The following is a 15,861-nucleotide window of genomic DNA, read 5'->3' on the forward strand; positions in this document are numbered from 1 at the left end:
CGCCTTTAGCCGATATGAAGGGATACTGTAGGCGGGCCGAGAGAACAGTCCCGCGATGATCAGCGATGCCATGCTCTGCAATTGCACGCGTTCAACTGATCCGCGAATCGCAGAAAACCGGGCCGCTTCGCTACTGTCGCCAAGCGACTTTGGTTTCCCAGTTTGCGCGCCCGATCTAATAGACGCCACGTAACGGTTGCGAGCCCGCGGCGCCGGGCTGCGTGCGTGGCGCGCTCCAGTCAGCCCCTCGGCGTCAACCCGCAGCAGATCCTCCATCGCCGTGATGCCTGCGGTCAGGCAGAAGCGCTCGAAGCTTGCTTCCAAAGCTTGCCACGCCTACTCAACTTCCTGCCAGACATCAGCAATCCGTTCTTGCTATGCTTTCTCATGGCGTTGCTCTCCTTCGTGGAATCAGCACCCCGAGCCTACTGGCCCAAGGCGGGTAATGCTGCCCTTTCTGGTGCAAGAGCGACCGGGACCCCCTGGATACATTCGCAAGACGACCTAACAACTTTTTCGCTGCCGCGCATCGTGACGAGCCAATAGTGTACAATTGCGATCTTCACGAGACCCCTCTGTTCAATATGCCTGCTCCACAACTAGGCCTGGTAATACCGATGATAACGTTCACTGTAAAATTCGGCGCTGCCGAATTTTTGGTACCGCTTGATTCTTTTGATATCGACCTTGTTGAGCAGAACGCCGATGCATTTATCCGCCAGGGTCGGGTTGTTGTCGAGGATTTCGCGCACGAATGTACGAGCGGTCACACCCCATTCAACAACCAGAACAAGGCCGTCGAGGTGCTGGATAAAGGACCTCACGTCCGCGACTGGAGCCAACGGGGGCAAATCAACGACAACGTAATTGAACATAGGGCCCACCTTGAGCAGGAAGTCGCCCATTTTCTCGATAGGCTGCACGGTGTTTGCGAGCTTTTGTTGGCCCTGGTTCACGCCGGGCAGGAACCTCAATGGCAATGACTGATGGGCCAGCACGTCTCTCGGATTGAGTTCTCCAGCCAACAAGTTGGCCAGGCCTCGTTCCCAGCCGTTGGCTAACATAGGGGACAATCCAGGATTGTGGATATCAGCATCGATCAACAATGTCTTACAACGCTGCATAGCAAGAACCATCGCTAAATTAGCAGCGACCAGAGACTTCCCTTCTCCCGGGAGGCAAGAAACGATGCCGAGCGCCTTGGTGCTCTTCCTTGGTAACTCGACGTCAACAGCGACTTTCACAGTTCGCATCGCTTCGGCGAATTCCGAGCGCGGATGTTGTTCTACCCAGTTGAAAGCGCTGTTCCCCACCTCGATGAATGACGGCTCTCCGGCAGCACGATCGTGCTGGTTTCGCCGAATTGGCTTCCCGTCCAGCAAAGGGATCATTCCGAGCGTCTGAAGTCCGAGCTCATCGCGCACTTGAGCCGTCGTGCGGAAAAAGCGCTCACGGTACTCCCGAATTCCGCCCACACCGGCGCCAACCATGCCGCCGAGCACGACGCAGAACGCCAACGTAAGACTGCTGTTCGGAGAACTCGGTCTGCCGGGGTATGGTGCCTCCGAGATAGTCCGCGCCTCCGTCAACGCTATCGAAAGGTTCTGCAGGCTCGCTTGGTACTGCTGCAGAACCTCTTCATATTGCGACTTGAGAGAGGACGCCTCAAGTTCGAGCTGGCGCAAGGTAACCAGCGTCTCCTTGGTCAGCGCATTGTCTGTTCGGAACCTGTGGATTGCGAGCTCGGCATCAACCGATCGCTTCCGCACCGTCTCGAGCTCTTCCGCCAGTGCGCTGCGAGCTCGGATAATCGACTCGTCTTTGGCTCCGACCTGGTCAGCGATATAGATTTCTGCATATTTACTGGCTATTTTTTGCGCCATTTCGGGGCTAGGCGACCGAAATTGGACTTGCAGAATGTAAGAATCTCCTACGCGATCTACCGTTATATTCTCAGCCAGAATGCCAAATGCCTCCCATCGAGGATCGGATCCTCGCGCGGCACTCGATTTCACCGGCGCTCCACTTGCTTCGGAACTGCCGATGAATGGCCAAACCAACCGAGCGACCGATCCTGTGAGACTGTCGAGCAATGAATATGGCGCTGACAAGAAAGAGCGATCGGTAGCAAGACCGAGGCTGTCAACGACCTTTAGCCCGATGCGGTCGGAACGCAACAATTCGACCTGACTCAGCATCATCGGGTCAAGCGGTGCGGAGCTTCCGCTCTCTGTTAACTTCGTCACGACGGATGGCTGGTTCTTGTCGATCAGGATTCTGGCGGTCGACTCGTACAAGGGCACCTCGGCCCAAAGATACGCCAGCCCCAGCATAAGTCCTGCGAGCGCGCATGTAAGGACGAACCTCAACTGCCGTTGCGCTGCCGCCACGAGTGTTTCGAGATCAATCGTTCCCCACTGAGGATCGCCGAATGTGAAGGCAGAATCCGGGTGCTTTTCAACTTCGCGGAGCATAAGCCTTCAAACCCGTGGGATGAGACTGGCAGCGCATTGGTAATGACAAACACCATACCACATTATCTGACTAAATGTCTGCAAATTCAGTATCGACGCACGCGAAGCACAGGCACACCGCTCGGGGCGGGCATCAGCCCGCTCTTCGTCAAAGGCGCAACTCCTAGCCTCATGCTATAAACGAAACCTCACGCGGCCCATGATCCGACTGCCGCAATTCCGCTGCATGTCGTAAGCTCCAACTGAAGGAAGAAATTGAGTCGTGTTGCCAAATGGCAAAACATCTGAGCAAGAGATTCCGGGCTCCGGTTGAGCCTGTCCTGCGGGAAACAGGAATGGCTCGTCGATCCCAGACGCGCGCTAACGATCACCGCAAGTGTCCGGCGCGCATCTGGCGCCTCGCGGAAAGCCTCTCCGGTGCCCGAATAAGACAGGTTGCAGTCACATTTTGTTTCGTGGTGTGGGGTGTCATCTTGCTGATCGTCCTGCTCTAGCAGCCAGAGCCTATAAAGGCAGAGCGTGGCCCGCCTCACTTGCTAAGTGGCTCGGCAGTTGCTCCCTTTCGGACTCATCGCGCGATGTGTGACTTCGGAGTCACCGATTCTTTGGAGACCGAGCGCCACACTAGCAGCATGACAGCAACAAAGTACCCGATCTGTATCAAGATCCCACAAATTAACGTCTGGACAAACGTGCCCCAGAGGGAGCCGGTGAGCAAATATATACTGATGGCGAATGCCAACAGTACTATGACAAGGCCTCGCAAAAAAAGCAAAAAGGACATCGCCGTCCCACTCGCAGCCGCTGACGTGACGCGCTCCTTGGCTATCCAGGCCTCAGCGCGTTAACCATCATAACATATCGGAACGGGTCAGGGCGACCGATATATTAGCAGGTGCGAATAAATACGCCCAACCTGTGCCAGGACGCTTGCTTCCAGGAGTTGTGGCGTCAAAGTTCTGCAAAAAATGGCGTGGCATTCAGTGGTGACGTTGGTGTGTCCGCCGCGCAGCTTCCGTGTTTAGCGGAGCGGCGGACATGGCGGCCGCGCGTCAGGCGGGCCAACGCCGCTCAGGCCACCAGAACGCGACTGCCATCAGGTAGCGCGCGACCGGCTGCTCGCTGGCTGGCGGTGTCGCTTCCGGCCGACGACACGCCGGTGACGTCAGCCATAGCGTTTGGGCTCCACGACTGCACCAGATCGACGACCAGGAGCGGTCGCGAACGATAGCAAAACCATGATCGACGCGATCGCGGTGGTCGCCGGATAGTTGTATTCTTCCAGCCGGATGACGATCAGAGTGGCGCGATCTCGGAATATCGTCTGCCTTGTTGCCGTTGTTCAGAGCGTAAATTCGCCTCAAAGGAATGGCGTTGTGAGAAAGGTCTGCGTCGACGTCATGCTTAAACATTGCCGGGTGATCGCGAATGTTGAATAGATCGGTGCGCTGGATGCGGGCAGGCAGCTGCGCTGCGCTCGCATGCGTGTTTTTGTTTTTCGCATACGCGAATCCGTCGAATGGCCTTGCCCTAGCGGAGGAGTACAATGTCGGCGAGTACCGTCTGCAGACTGGCGACGTGATCGGCTTCGCTGTCTTAGGCTATCCCGAGATGCAAAAGCGAGCTGTCATCGACCAAAGCGGTGTAATCGTGTTGCCGGTCCTGGGCCCCCTAACCGTTCTCGGGAAGACAATAGAGGATGTTCGCAAGGAGGTAATTGAGGGTTTAAAACCAAAATCCCTTCCACAACGATCCGCCGACGGCACTGAGACTTGGACTGGGTTTTACCCGGATCAGATTGTAGTTGATATTGAGGAATACAGACCCGTCTATATTGACGGGGACATTGCCTCTCCTGGGACTCAGGCCTTCAGACCAGGCATGACTGTCCGACAGGCTGTGGCGGCTGGCGGCGGCTACCAGCTCGGTCGCGGTGAGCTTCAAAACCCTGAGATGACAGCAGCGGACCTTGGCGGCCGCCTCCACATTCTGCGCATCAAGTACCAGGAAAGCGAAATCAAGGCTGCTCGCATAGAGGCGCAGCTGAGCGGCGCCAGAGCGATTGAGGTTCCGGACACAGAACGTGACCCGAGCCTCGAACCTCGTCGCGACGAAGCTTTGCAGCAGGAGGGGAAGCATCTTGAAGCTGTCTATGCGGATCAGGAGAAAGAGCGCGCTTCGATTAAGTTGGCTACAACCAAGGCGGCGGAGCGAATGGGCTACCTGAAGGAGCAGCAGAAGGCGGATCAAGCGGGCGCAGCCGCAGATGCAGCGGAACTTGATCGCCTCAAGAAGCTCTTCGAAAAAGGTCTGATCCAGATCACGAGGGTCAACGATGCTCAACGCGCAGTGCTCTTGTCAGCGACCCGCGCGTTGCAAACCAACGCTGAGATCGCTCGACTTGAACGCGACCAAGGGGACTTGCAGCGCAGTCTAGATAAGCTTATCGACCAGGGTCGAATTGACCTGTTGGCTGACTTGCAGGCTGAACGCGCGGCGATGACGCAAATGCGCGCTGAGATGGATTCATTGACCAAACAAATCGCCTACGTGATGCAGATGCGCAGCGACCTTGTAGGCGAAGGGGACCGAATTACGATCGGTGTAACCCGCTCCACTGACGGACAGGCAGCGACGACCGAGGTGACTGAAGATACTCTGCTTGCTCCGGGTGACACCATCACAATTACGCTGGAGGTCCCACCAGGAGCGGTCGCGAACTAAACAATTAAATATTGTATAGAGGCGGCGCGTAGTTGCACGTGTCCTATGGAAATGTGGTCCGGGCCAAAGATCGTTCTGGTGGCCGCTCAGGGTCCGGGCAATGACGTGACTGCCGCGTGCGCCGCCAAAGCCTGGCATCAAGCATCTAGCTTCAACAGATTGGGCTCGGTACGCCCGAACAGGGACGCACTCACCTCTCCAGATAAATCTTGTCATAGAGAGGCCGAGACTCGGCGTTTCGCATCCGTTTCACTCGAACCTTGATCCAGCGAGGGACCAGTCCGCGGCAGCAGACGTCGACCGTGTGAGGCAGACGTGAAATGGCCATGCGCGGCTCCAGTACAAAGAGCTTCTTCGACAGGTACCAGGCTGCGGAAGGCCGCCCTTGAAGCAAAGCTCTCACGGCAAGCGAATTGATCGTGTCAAGCAGATGGGCATTGAGATCGCTCCCAAATTGCGGATATTTGTCGTGAAACTCGGCTAGGACAATTTGATACGAACGAAACATCTGCATGACATCGCTCGACATGTTGCCGCTCGTCCTACGGTAACCCACAAGATATTGGGGCACGACACGAAACTCGTAATTCTCCGCTATTCTGAGGCACATTAGAAGATCTTCGCAGCCTTGTGCGTTCCTCGCCCTCAGGGAAGGATCAAACTGTCCCGCCCGCTCGAATGCGGAGCGACGTACAAGCATCGAACTTCCGTTACCGACAAAGTTGTTTCTGCACATGCGTTGCAGCACGCGACCATCGGCATCGGGCTGTTTGAGTGAAAATATCCGACCGTCCTCGTCGATCTCCGCAAACCAGCAATATGCCAGGCCAGCTGACGAACCTCCTTCCTGCAGGACGCGCAGTTGCAGTGCGATTTTAGACGGAGCCCAAAGATCATCCGCGTCCACGAACGCTAGAAACTCCGCATCGGTGGCAGCGGCGCCGCTGTTGCGCGCGTGCGCAACACCCGCGTTCGGCTGCCTGAAAAGGCGTATACGCCGATCTTGCTCGGCATAGGCGGCCACGATTGACGCGGACCGGTCCGTCGACCCATCATCCACTACGATAATGTCCAGCGCCTGGTGGCTCTGCTGGCAGATGCTGGTCAGCGTCGGGAGAATGGTTCTCTCGGCATTGAACATGGGCACCACGACGCCTATCACAGTGGCATTGTGCTGGCTCATTTGCCTTCGTCTTCTCTCACGACGTGGTAAAATGGCACATCAGGCCGGTAGTTCCATCAAATTTCACTACTTTAGCTGATGGAGGATTCAACCACGACGGCCGAGCGGCAAGGCAGAGGCCCCCGGCGAGTTCCACTCAGCACTCCTGGAAGCGATAAAGTGGCGGCCTCCGGACTTTAGCTGGATATTTAGGAACTCCGATTGTGTAGGTGAGGAACCTCCCGAACTGCCCGTCGCGGCATTCCCGCTGCCCGAAGCCATGCAGCAGTCGCAGCCTCGCTCGATGAAACAGGCGTCCACTATTCAACGACAACGCCCCGGCCGAGATCGCCGGCTGCCCACGCATGCACGCAATGCAGCCGTTCATTGTTCGATCACCGCGATCCAGGACCATACCCGTTATGGCGACATGGCACGGGATCTCCGGGGCCGCCGCCGATGCCAAGACGCAACGCCAAAATTTCCTCCGGTCGCCGCGGGCACCCGCAACCGGAAACGATGGCGGGCGTTGCTGTGACGAACAGGATATAAGCTTATCTGGCAGCAAGCTGGTTGAGGAAAGCCCCACCGTCATGAAGCCAATGAATGAAGAACACCTCGCAGTTCTACGCAGACACATGGTCGAGATGATTGCAATCCATACCGACCTTGCAAGCGAAGAACTCGGCAAGGCGGCGCTCGATGAACGGGTGATGGCAGCGATGCAGCGGGTGCCGCGCCATCTCTTCGTGCCAAGCTCGGTGGCGCCTTATGCCTACCAGGACATGCCACTGCCGATCGGCTTCGACAAGACCGTCTCGCAGCCGTTCATCGTCGCTCTCATGACCGATCTCCTTGCTCTCCAGCCGCACGAGGCGGTGCTCGAGATCGGCACCGGCCTGGGCTACCAAACCGCAATCCTCGCGGAACTCGCCGGGCACGTTTGGAGCGTCGAAATCATCGAGGAATTCGCAAGCCATGCCGAGACTCTCCTGCAGGGCCTCGGTCTATCCAATATCAGCATTCGTGTCGGTGACGGGTCTCGCGGCTGGCCCGAGCACGCCCCATTCGATAAGATCCTAGTCACCGTCGCGGCTGGGCGGGCGCCGCCGGCTTTGCTTGAGCAGCTCAAGACGGGGGGCCGCCTGGTTCTGCCTGTGGGCCCTGAACAAGGGCAGTTGCTGACGGTCATCGACAAGGATTCGGTAGGGCAACTGAAGACTCGCAAACTCATCCCGGTTCGGTTCAGCCGGCTCGAAACGGTCTAATGAGGGTGCGGACGTCTGGCCCACAGGGGCAGCAACTTCGCTATGGCCAGAGATGACGCAGGCCGCGGGAGGATTGTTTTTAACCGACTGTGCCCGCGACAGCGCCTCGCGTTTTCCGCCGCCAAACCAGTATGAGATTTCGCGTCTCACGGCTGCTTCGCGTCCGCTCGTTTGAGCATGGCAAATGCGCGATTGATCCGTTGCAGAGCTGTGGCGTTTGCCAGCAGTGCGTAAAGCGCGAACCCGCCCGTGAGAATCCAAGGCGAAGCGGCGCCCATGGCGATCGCCAATCCATCGGCGACTAACAGCACGCAAATGAACACCAGGCGTTCCATCCGTTCGAAGAAATCCGGCCACGCCTGGTTTTCTATGGGGATTTCGATCGCCGTCCGCGCCTTGGCGTAGCTGGTGAGGATTCCGCCCGCGAATGCGATCATTGCGATCGCCCACAGATCGGCGACCCAGCCTATTGCCGCAAACACGGCAAGTTCCTGATAACGGTCGGCCATGGCGTCGAAATAGCCACCGGCCTTGGTGCTCATATGTCTCCGACGGGCGACCGCACCGTCCAGCGCGTCGAAGGTGAAGGCCAACGCGAGGCAAACGCCAAAGCCAAGGCTCGACTGGTGGTACACATAGGCGGCGCACGACAGGGCGACGAGCACCAGACCGCCGGCTGTAACCTGGTTCGGGGTCATGCCGATCCCGATCAGCGGAGAAGCGGCGTGCTCCCATAGCGGGTCGATACGACGTTTCATGAGACCGGCGATCATGATGACTTGGCTCCTCTGATGATGTCGTCCGCGAAGCTTAACCGGCAAATTGTGGGTTCGTTCCAGCCCGTCGGCGCCGACCGAGGTGATCAGCGCGGCCGAGACCGGATCAGGCCCGGCTCAACCAGCAGCGTTTCTTTGGCGAATGCGGCCAATGGATTAAGGTAGCCAGAGAACTGTCAAGCTGTCGGCGAAACACAAAGACTCCGGTCGCTGCGATAACCGCCCGATGTTGTTCCGATATTTCTGCAATGCCCGTCGTGTCTGCCGCCGCACATCGACTGGCAGTCTAGCGGCAGTAACCCGAAAGATGTGACTATGATGCCTATTTACAATTCACGGGGAAGCCGTCCGAAACTCCATGCGTAAATTTCTGCCTAAGTTTGCTTGCCTACTCGCGACCTCTGCCGGCGCAGGATTCTCTCCGTTATGGCCGGGCACGGCCGGCGCGGGCGTCGGAGTGGCTCTTGCCGCGGTGCTGATACCTGCATCGCCTTGGCTGATCGTGCTCGCCTATATGGCCTTATTCGCCGTGGGAGTATGGGCGTCGTCGCATGTCGTCTCCCGTACCGGGACGGAGGATCCGCAGATCGTCGTCATTGACGAGACCTTCGGCACCGCCGCAACACTTTCCATGCTGCCGCTCGACCCGGTCTGGTGGGCAGCAGGTTTCCTTGCCTTCCGGTTTTTCGATGTCGTCAAGCCTTGGCCCATCGGCGTCGTGCATGAGAAGGTAAGGGGTGGACTCGGCATCATGCTGGACGACGCGGCTGCGGCTGTCTTTGCCGGCGCGTTGCTGCTTTTGCTGAACGATTTGATTCAACGTTTGCCGTAAGGGGGACATCTTAGTCTTCACCTGCCACTGTCGAGCTTGTTGCGGCCCACCGGGAAAACAGACCTCTCTCCACCAAATCTGCCGGAGCAGCGCTAGACCGCAGCGTCGCGCGGCCGTGCCAAATCGTTCGTTCCCTCCGGATCCGGCGCTTGGCCATAGCTCATCTTCTTCATCTGCTCGATCACCCGCGCCATCTCCTCGTCGGAAAGGACGGGCGGCTCACCAAGTGTAAGCGCCTGGACATACATGCGCGAAAGGGTTTCGACCTCGTTCGCCAGCCACAACGCCGCTTCCATGGTCTTGCCGAGCGAGATTTGGCCGTGCTGGCCAAGCAGGCAGGCGAAGCGATCCTTGAGTGCAACCAAGGCATTGTCGGACAAGGCCTGCGTGCCAAAGGTTGCGTATTCCGCGCAGCGGATCGTCGTACCGCCAGCCACTCCTGTCATATAGTGGAAGCTCGGGATCGTCTTGTGATGGCAGGCCAGCGTCGTGGCGTAGAGCGAGTGGCAATGCAGCACGACGTTGATCTCCTGCCGCTCCCTCAAAATGTCACGGTGGAAGCGCCACTCCGAGGAGGGCCGTCGGCCGACATAGGTGCCGTCAAAGCCCATCTCGACGATGTCTTCGGGCCTCATCGTGTCGTAGGGCAGCGACGAGGGCGTGATCAGGAAACCGTCGCTGCAGCGCACCGACAGGTTGCCGGCATTGCCCTGGTTGATACCGCTGGAGTTCATCCGGCGGCAAACATCCACCATCTCGCGGCGCAGAGCGCTGTCATCGGTCATCGATTGTCCCTTTTGCTGGTCTTGCCCTGTTGCAAGTTGTTTCGCTTCGCCAGTTCGCGCCACCGCTGTGCATAGGCTGCGAGCGCGTTACGGTCGCCGGCAAAGGCGGTCGGCCGGCTGAGTGCGATGGGAGCCGGCGTGTAACGAGTTTCATGTTCGCCAAGTAACGCCGCACCCGAAGCGGTGCCATAGGAGTCGAGGTTGTAGACCGTTTCGGCGTTTGGCCGCAGCGCGGCAACCAACGTGGCGTAGAGCGGATCCCTCAGGAAGGTGCCATCCAATGCAACCAACCCGTCTTCGTTCAGCGCATCGATACATTCGGTCGTCAGCAGCGCGGCATAGAGCACTGCGAGCGCCTTGCGCTCAGCAGGGGTTTCTGCAGGCGGCCCTTCAAACCGGCCGCGCCCAGCGCTGCCGGGAAACAGGCCGTCATCGTCGCCGAACGACGGCAATGCGAAGGTGCCGCGCCCAATCAACAAGCTGACCAGCGCTGCGTCGGCCGCAGTTTCTTCTTGCCCCTGTCCTGCCACATGACTGAACTCTCGTCCGCCCATGGTCAAAACGCCGCCGACCGGGCCTCCCGTCACGTCGCTGTTCAGCACCATTCCGCGGTTTTCATCGAGTTGGTCGAGAGGTGTCGCTGCGCACATTCCGACAATCCAGGTTCCGGTAGAGATCACGCAGGCGTCGCGCATGCCTGCCGCCTGGTAGCGGTAGAGGTTCAGGCTGCTGTCGTGGCCGCCAGTCAGGACAGACAGCTTTTCCGGTATGCCGTGCCGGCGCGCCAGATCGTGCCGGATTGGCCCCAACGTCTCCCAGGCCGGATGGAATGGTGGCATGAGGCGCTGCCACCCCTGCCCCGCGACAATGGGCGACCACTGCTTGCGCACATTGTTCCATAGATGCGATTGCGCCGAGAGGATCGTCGTTTCGGCCGATGGCACGCCTGACAGCCGCCAGGCCCAATATTGCGGCAAACCCAGATACCAGCGAGCCTGAGCGACGCGCTCCGGATCAACCTGCTGCATCCAGTACAGCTGGCGCGCCTGGTGGGCGGCCTTTAGCATGATCGCGCTGCCGCGATCGAAGAAATCGCCCGAAAGCGGCGCGTAGCCATCGCGAATTGCGGGCGGCAGATCCTGCTCGTAGTCAATCATCGGCAGGGCGGACGTCTCGTCGGGATCTGCGTTCACCAGAACTCCCGCGGAGCCATGTCCGGTGCCGACCACCTTTTCCAGCGGATGATGACGGCACAAACTGGCAAGCGAGCCGAACAGCCAGCCGCTAATGCCCTTGAGATCGTGCTGCCGCCAAGGTGGACCGGGCCGCACTTCGTTGTGGACAGAGAGGCTCTCCACGAGCACGCCGTCGAGCGTCATCGCGGAGAGCTTAATATTGGTCTTCCCGACATCGAAGACGGCGATCCTCGCGCCGTCCGCCTTCTGCCCGTCACCCATGGTGTCAGATCAAACCGTATTGGCGAGCCTTGTTGCGCAGGAACGGCAAGCCATTGCCCATCACCTCGGCCTCATCCTTCGCGACCGGGCGCCAGACCGAGAGACCGTAGGAGACTTCCGGCGGCATGTTGATGAAGCTTTCCATGGCAAGTCCGCCCTTGAAACCAATCGCCGCCAACGTTGCGTAAATCTCGTCCCAGGGGCAGTTGCCAGTGCCTGGTGTGCCGCGATCGCTCTCGGACAAGTGGATGTACTTCAGGTGATCGCGGGCGGCCAGAATGCCATTGGCTGCCCCCTTCTCCTCGATGTTCATATGGTAGGTGTCGAGATGAACAAAGATGTTGTCGGCCCCGATTTTCTCGACCATCCAGACGGCCTGCGCGCCGGTGTTGATCAAATGGTTCTCGTAGCGGTTCACGGCCTCGATTCCGAGTTCGATGCCGCGCTTCTTGGCGTGCTTGGCGGCGACGGTCAGCACATGCGCGATGTTGTCGTATTCCTTTTCGGTCGGTGGCACGCCGGTGCGTTCGCCGATACCGCCGAAAATCACGCCGGAAAGCGCCAGCGCGCCCATTTCCGCCGTCTTGTCGATGGCCTCTTCGAGATGTTCGATGGCGGCATCCGGCCGCACCGAGGCCCAGGCGCGCTCCGGCAGGCCGAGCGAGCAAACGGCAGGAAGATTGTGCTTTTCGAGCAAGGCGCGTGTATGCGCGGCATCGACCGCCGGCGCGTTCAGAAGCGCGATCTCGATAAAGTCCATCCCGTATTTGACCGAAGCCGCGATCGCCTTCTCCGCGCCGGCCCGGTCCCAGTTCATCGTCCACATCGAGGTGTGGACCCCAAAACCATGCATCTAACTCATCCTCTGTTTGTGTTTAGGAATTTGAGGCGCCCGGCAAGCCAGCGCAGGATCATCACCGTGATCATCAAAATGCCCCAGACCGCCGTCGCAAGATGCTGGTTTGCGCCCATCAGATTGAGTCCCGAGGACAGAAGCTGGAGCACGACCAGCGCAACGAAGACCGGGATCACTCGACCGAAGCCGCCGAACGGATTGACGCCGCCGAGAAAGCAGGCAAGCACGGTGATCAGCAGGTAAGACTCGCCGTGGCCGACACGCACCGAATTGAAGCGCGCCAGCATGATGATGCCGGCAACCGCGCACATCGCGCCGGACAATGTGTAGACGAGAACCTGCACCTTGCGCGTATTGATACCGGAATAGCGCGTGGCCTCGATATTGGAGCCGATCATGTAGGTGTTGAAGCCTAGCTTCATGCGCGTCAGCAAGACATTCCAGATCAGCACGCAAGCGATGAAGATGAGCAACGGTACCGGGATGCCAAAGATCGAACCGTAGCCGATCGCCGCGAAGAAGCCGGGAATGCCGGACACGTCGCCGCCGCGCGTCAGGAATTCGCCGAGACCGCGCAGGAAGATCATCATCGACAGCGAGACCAGGATCGGGTGAGCCTTGGTGTAGGCGATGACGAGCCCCATGATCAGCCCACTCAGTGCTCCGACCGCGATGGCAAGGACCGAGCCAAGGACAAAGGCGCCGATGCCTGCTTCGACGCCTCCCTGGCTTTGCAGTACCCAAGCCAGCGTCAGGCCGGCCATGTTGGCCGTGAAGGTGATGGCCAGGTTCAAGCCGCCGGTCAGGATCGGCAGCAGCATGGCAAGCGTGAGGAGGCCGAGTTCCGGCAGCTGGAAGGCGACCGATCCAAAGGTGGCACGGGAAAAGAAGTTCGGCGCGGCAAAGCCGAACACGACCATAACCGCTACGAACGCGGCGAGCGGACCTGCCAGTTCGGGGCCGAGCGCGTTGCGGGCGCGTTCAATCAAAACCGTCATGAAGGCACCCGCCGGCTTTTCAGGAACGGCAGAAGGCGTTCGATGCTGGTGTTCGACAGGGTGATGGCGGCAAGAATAATGGCGCCGACGATCATCTTGAACGCGAAAGGCGATACACCCATCAAATTGAGTCCGTTTTGGGTGATCGAGACCAACAGAACGCCCAGAATGCAGCCGAGCACGCTGCCTTTGCCGCCGCCGAGCCGCGCACCGCCAAGGACCACGGCTGCCAGGACGTCGAGTTCGCGACCATAAAGGGCGTTCGGCACCACTTCCTGCGCGTAATGCGCTTGCACGAGACCGGCGATGCCAGCCATCAGGCCCAGCCAGCCGAATGCAATAAACTGCATGGCACCAATATTGATGCCGAAGCGGCGCGCCCCCTCCGGATTGTCGCCAAATGCGTAGAGCTGGCGCCCAGTGGTGGTGCGCGTGATCAACGCCCAGGTAGCGAACACGCAGATAGCCATAATGAGCACAGGTAGGGTGATTTCCGCCCAGCTGCCGTCAGCCATTTCTCGCTCGAACAGCACGACACGGTTGGTGAGCCAATCCGGAAGATTGTAGATCGACACGCCGCCTGTGAAGAACATCAGCAAGCCGAAGAAAATGTTGAAAGTCGAAATCGTGGCGACGATCGAAATGATTCTGAACCCGTGGATCAGGAAGGCGTTGATGCAGCCCAACGCGACGCCCAATGCGCCAGCGATGATGACGCCGATGATCCAATTGCCGCCGCCGACCCAGCCGAGGACGGTCGCCGTCAGATATTGCACAACGGAGGCAGCAACCGCGAAGGAAATGTCAATGCCGCCGGCGACCAGCACGACGAGCAGGCCGACGGCGAAAATGATGTTGACCGAGCTGGTGTTCAGAAGGTCAAACGCGTTGCCGAGGGTGAAGAACCGGTCTGTCGCGAACGAAAGGAAGACGCAGATGACTGCGATAACGGCGAGCAAAGCCAGTTCCGTTGCGTGGGAGCGGACAAACCTACGCATAGACCGCCTCCTCGATCGCCTGGAGGGTCGTAGCGCCCGGTGCATATTCGCCGACAATGCGCCCCTGAGCCATGTGCAGCACACGGTCCGCGTTGAAATAGACTTCAGGCACCTCGTCCGAGATCAGGATAATGGCCAGGCCGCTGTCTGCGAGCTTGGAAACGATGTCGAAAATGCCGGCGCGCGCGCCGACATCGACGCCGACTGTCGGTGCGTCGAGGATAAGCAGCTTCGGATCGGTCGCCAGCCATTTTGCAATGGCGACACGTTGCTGGTTTCCCCCCGACAGAGTCGAGATCGCGTCGTCCTGCTTTCCGATCCTGACGCCGAGATCCCTTATCCAGCGATTGACCAGAGATCGCTTGCGATCGCTCGAAATGAAACCGCTCGAAAGGATCTTGTCCAGCGAGGCGATGACCATGTTGTCGGCGATTGCCTGGGGCTGAATGAGGCCGAGCGACAGCCGGTCTTCCGAAAGATAGGCGACGCCGGCGGCGATCGCGTCACGGTTGGAACCGAAGCGAACGGGTTTGCCATCCAGGACGACAGAGCCCGATTTCGGCTTGCGCATGCCAAACAATGTCAGCGCCAGCTCGGTGCGCCCTGCCCCGAGCAACCCGGTGATGCCGAGCGTCTCGCCGCGCCGGACCGCCAAGGACACATCCTGGAATTCGCCGGGCCGCGACAGTCCCTCGACCTCAAGCATGACCGGGCTCTTGCTCAAATCCCGATGCAGGACGGAATAGTCGAAGGTCTTGCCCGTCATCAGCTCGGTGATGCGCGATTGGGTCAGGCCCTTGGTTGGATAGAGGCCTACCAGCGCGCCGTCGCGCAGCACGGTGACGCGGCTGGAGATTTCAAGAACCTCCGCCAAGCGATGACTGACGAACACAACGGCGACGCCCGACGCCGACAGATTGCGCACAACGTCCAGCAGATAGTCGGTTTCGGATTGGGTGAGCGATGCCGTCGGCTCGTCCATGAAGACGAGCTTCGCCTCGCCGACGAGGGCGCGCGCGATTGCTACGATCTGCCGCTGTGCGATGGGAAAATGGTGGAGTGCTAAATCGACATCGAGGGTAACACCAAGACGTTGCAGGGCGTTGGTCGCGACACGGCGCATTTCGGCATAGTTCACCAGCCGCGGCCAGCGGCCGATGACAGTCTGGAACGCGATGTTCTCGGCGACAGTCATCTCGGGAAACAGGGCGAGGTCCTGCCAGATGACCTGAATCCCGCCGGCCTGCGCCGTAACCGGCGACATATTGGAGTAGCTCTGGCCATCATAGTCGATCACGGCGCCCGCCTCGGGCTTGTACACGCCCGTAATGACCTTGATCAGCGTGCTCTTGCCGGAGCCGTTCTCGCCGGCGAGGCAATGCACCTCGCCCGGCAGCACCTCAAAGCTGACATTCTTCAGCGCCTTCACGCCGCCGAACGTCATGTTGATGTTGCGGAGCGACAGCAACGGCCGTGATGTGGCGCCATCGAGTGCCTGATCAGCCATCGAGTTGAAACCCTGGATTCAATC

13 protein-coding genes and 1 pseudogene are annotated in these 15,861 nt (G+C 59.3%); 3 read left to right on the plus strand and 11 right to left on the minus strand.

Translation table 11 applies throughout. The features are described 5' to 3' along the window. Window positions 1-599: 599 nt before the first annotated feature. The 3 genes and pseudogenes from ACWTU7_RS02095 to ACWTU7_RS02105 form a co-directional block, all read right to left on the minus strand. Window positions 600-2,474 (minus strand): Wzz/FepE/Etk N-terminal domain-containing protein, encoded by a 1,875-nt coding sequence (locus ACWTU7_RS02095; RefSeq protein ID WP_455837538.1) that lies wholly within the window; start codon window positions 2,472-2,474, stop codon window positions 600-602. Between the two features lie 568 nt (window positions 2,475-3,042). Beyond that, a complete protein-coding gene (locus ACWTU7_RS02100) occupies window positions 3,043-3,258 on the minus strand; it encodes an exopolysaccharide production repressor protein (protein ID WP_127313762.1) in 216 nt (71 codons plus the stop codon). Between the two features lie 381 nt (window positions 3,259-3,639). After that, window positions 3,640-3,791 (minus strand): annotated as a pseudogene (locus ACWTU7_RS02105) (molybdate ABC transporter permease subunit); the annotation flags it as partial. 111 nt (window positions 3,792-3,902) lie between these two features. On the opposite strand from ACWTU7_RS02105, the gene ACWTU7_RS02110 reads away from it, so the two are divergent. Continuing rightward, window positions 3,903-5,198: a polysaccharide biosynthesis/export family protein gene (locus ACWTU7_RS02110; RefSeq protein WP_455837539.1), complete on the plus strand. Its 1,296-nt coding sequence runs from the start codon at window positions 3,903-3,905 to the stop codon at window positions 5,196-5,198. 190 nt (window positions 5,199-5,388) lie between these two features. On the opposite strand, the gene ACWTU7_RS02115 is transcribed toward ACWTU7_RS02110, so the two are convergent. Next, on the minus strand, window positions 5,389-6,381 hold the full coding sequence (locus ACWTU7_RS02115) for a glycosyltransferase family 2 protein (RefSeq protein WP_455837540.1): 993 nt from the start codon (window positions 6,379-6,381) through the stop codon (window positions 5,389-5,391). Window positions 6,382-6,953: 572 nt separating this feature from the next. On the opposite strand from ACWTU7_RS02115, the gene ACWTU7_RS02120 reads away from it, so the two are divergent. Continuing rightward, entirely contained in the window at window positions 6,954-7,628 is a 675-nt protein-coding gene (locus tag ACWTU7_RS02120; protein ID WP_455837635.1) for a protein-L-isoaspartate(D-aspartate) O-methyltransferase, read from the plus strand. Between the two features lie 146 nt (window positions 7,629-7,774). On the opposite strand, the gene ACWTU7_RS02125 is transcribed toward ACWTU7_RS02120, so the two are convergent. Continuing rightward, a complete protein-coding gene (locus ACWTU7_RS02125; protein WP_455837541.1) occupies window positions 7,775-8,401 on the minus strand; it encodes a CDP-alcohol phosphatidyltransferase family protein in 627 nt (208 codons plus the stop codon). Window positions 8,402-8,762: 361 nt separating this feature from the next. Here ACWTU7_RS02125 and ACWTU7_RS02130 point away from each other — a divergent pair, with 361 nt between their 5' ends. Next, window positions 8,763-9,236 (plus strand): phosphatidylglycerophosphatase A family protein, encoded by a 474-nt coding sequence (locus ACWTU7_RS02130; RefSeq protein WP_287335311.1) that lies wholly within the window; start codon window positions 8,763-8,765, stop codon window positions 9,234-9,236. 92 nt (window positions 9,237-9,328) lie between these two features. Here the strand turns inward: ACWTU7_RS02130 and ACWTU7_RS02135 are convergent, their stop codons facing one another. From ACWTU7_RS02135 to ACWTU7_RS02160, 6 genes are read right to left on the minus strand one after another with little or no spacing between them, the layout of a single operon-like run. After that, entirely contained in the window at window positions 9,329-10,021 is a 693-nt protein-coding gene (locus tag ACWTU7_RS02135; RefSeq protein WP_455837542.1) for a class II aldolase/adducin family protein, read from the minus strand. Further along, a complete protein-coding gene (locus ACWTU7_RS02140) occupies window positions 10,018-11,478 on the minus strand; it encodes an FGGY family carbohydrate kinase (RefSeq protein ID WP_455837543.1) in 1,461 nt (486 codons plus the stop codon). The genes ACWTU7_RS02135 and ACWTU7_RS02140 overlap by 4 nt, the downstream gene beginning before the upstream one ends. A 4-nt stretch (window positions 11,479-11,482) precedes the next feature. Continuing rightward, the gene (locus ACWTU7_RS02145) at window positions 11,483-12,331 is read right to left on the minus strand and encodes a sugar phosphate isomerase/epimerase family protein (RefSeq protein ID WP_127209069.1); all 849 of its coding nucleotides are present in this window, start codon (window positions 12,329-12,331) and stop codon (window positions 11,483-11,485) included. 5 nt (window positions 12,332-12,336) lie between these two features. Continuing rightward, window positions 12,337-13,332, minus strand: a complete 996-nt coding sequence (locus tag ACWTU7_RS02150) for an ABC transporter permease (RefSeq protein ID WP_455837544.1) — start codon at window positions 13,330-13,332, stop codon at window positions 12,337-12,339. Beyond that, window positions 13,329-14,330 carry an ABC transporter permease gene (locus ACWTU7_RS02155; protein ID WP_065007852.1) on the minus strand — a complete coding sequence of 334 codons (1,002 nt, stop codon included), beginning with the start codon at window positions 14,328-14,330 and terminating at the stop codon, window positions 13,329-13,331. Before ACWTU7_RS02155 ends, ACWTU7_RS02150 begins: the two co-directional genes overlap by 4 nt. Next, window positions 14,323-15,837 (minus strand): sugar ABC transporter ATP-binding protein, encoded by a 1,515-nt coding sequence (locus ACWTU7_RS02160; RefSeq protein ID WP_455837545.1) that lies wholly within the window; start codon window positions 15,835-15,837, stop codon window positions 14,323-14,325. The genes ACWTU7_RS02155 and ACWTU7_RS02160 overlap by 8 nt, the downstream gene beginning before the upstream one ends. Between the last annotated feature and the right edge of the window lie 24 nt (window positions 15,838-15,861).

Source organism: Mesorhizobium sp. BHscii (genome assembly GCF_053848065.1).

What these genes read in the sequence shown, in the direction of transcription:
- ACWTU7_RS02115 (WP_455837540.1), bottom strand. Translation starts at nt 6,381, where the DNA reads ATGAGCCAGCACAATGCCACTGTGATAGGCGTCGTGGTGCCCATGTTC.
- ACWTU7_RS02150 (WP_455837544.1), bottom strand. Translation starts at nt 13,332, where the DNA reads ATGACGGTTTTGATTGAACGCGCCCGCAACGCGCTCGGCCCCGAACTG.
- ACWTU7_RS02110 (WP_455837539.1), top strand. Translation starts at nt 3,903, where the DNA reads ATGTTGAATAGATCGGTGCGCTGGATGCGGGCAGGCAGCTGCGCTGCG.
- ACWTU7_RS02135 (WP_455837542.1), bottom strand. Translation starts at nt 10,021, where the DNA reads ATGACCGATGACAGCGCTCTGCGCCGCGAGATGGTGGATGTTTGCCGC.
- ACWTU7_RS02160 (WP_455837545.1), bottom strand. Translation starts at nt 15,837, where the DNA reads ATGGCTGATCAGGCACTCGATGGCGCCACATCACGGCCGTTGCTGTCG.
- ACWTU7_RS02155 (WP_065007852.1), bottom strand. Translation starts at nt 14,330, where the DNA reads ATGCGTAGGTTTGTCCGCTCCCACGCAACGGAACTGGCTTTGCTCGCC.
- ACWTU7_RS02120 (WP_455837635.1), top strand. Translation starts at nt 6,954, where the DNA reads ATGAAGCCAATGAATGAAGAACACCTCGCAGTTCTACGCAGACACATG.
- ACWTU7_RS02095 (WP_455837538.1), bottom strand. Translation starts at nt 2,474, where the DNA reads ATGCTCCGCGAAGTTGAAAAGCACCCGGATTCTGCCTTCACATTCGGC.
- ACWTU7_RS02100 (WP_127313762.1), bottom strand. Translation starts at nt 3,258, where the DNA reads ATGTCCTTTTTGCTTTTTTTGCGAGGCCTTGTCATAGTACTGTTGGCA.
- ACWTU7_RS02145 (WP_127209069.1), bottom strand. Translation starts at nt 12,331, where the DNA reads ATGCATGGTTTTGGGGTCCACACCTCGATGTGGACGATGAACTGGGAC.
- ACWTU7_RS02130 (WP_287335311.1), top strand. Translation starts at nt 8,763, where the DNA reads ATGCGTAAATTTCTGCCTAAGTTTGCTTGCCTACTCGCGACCTCTGCC.
- ACWTU7_RS02140 (WP_455837543.1), bottom strand. Translation starts at nt 11,478, where the DNA reads ATGGGTGACGGGCAGAAGGCGGACGGCGCGAGGATCGCCGTCTTCGAT.
- ACWTU7_RS02125 (WP_455837541.1), bottom strand. Translation starts at nt 8,401, where the DNA reads ATGATCGCCGGTCTCATGAAACGTCGTATCGACCCGCTATGGGAGCAC.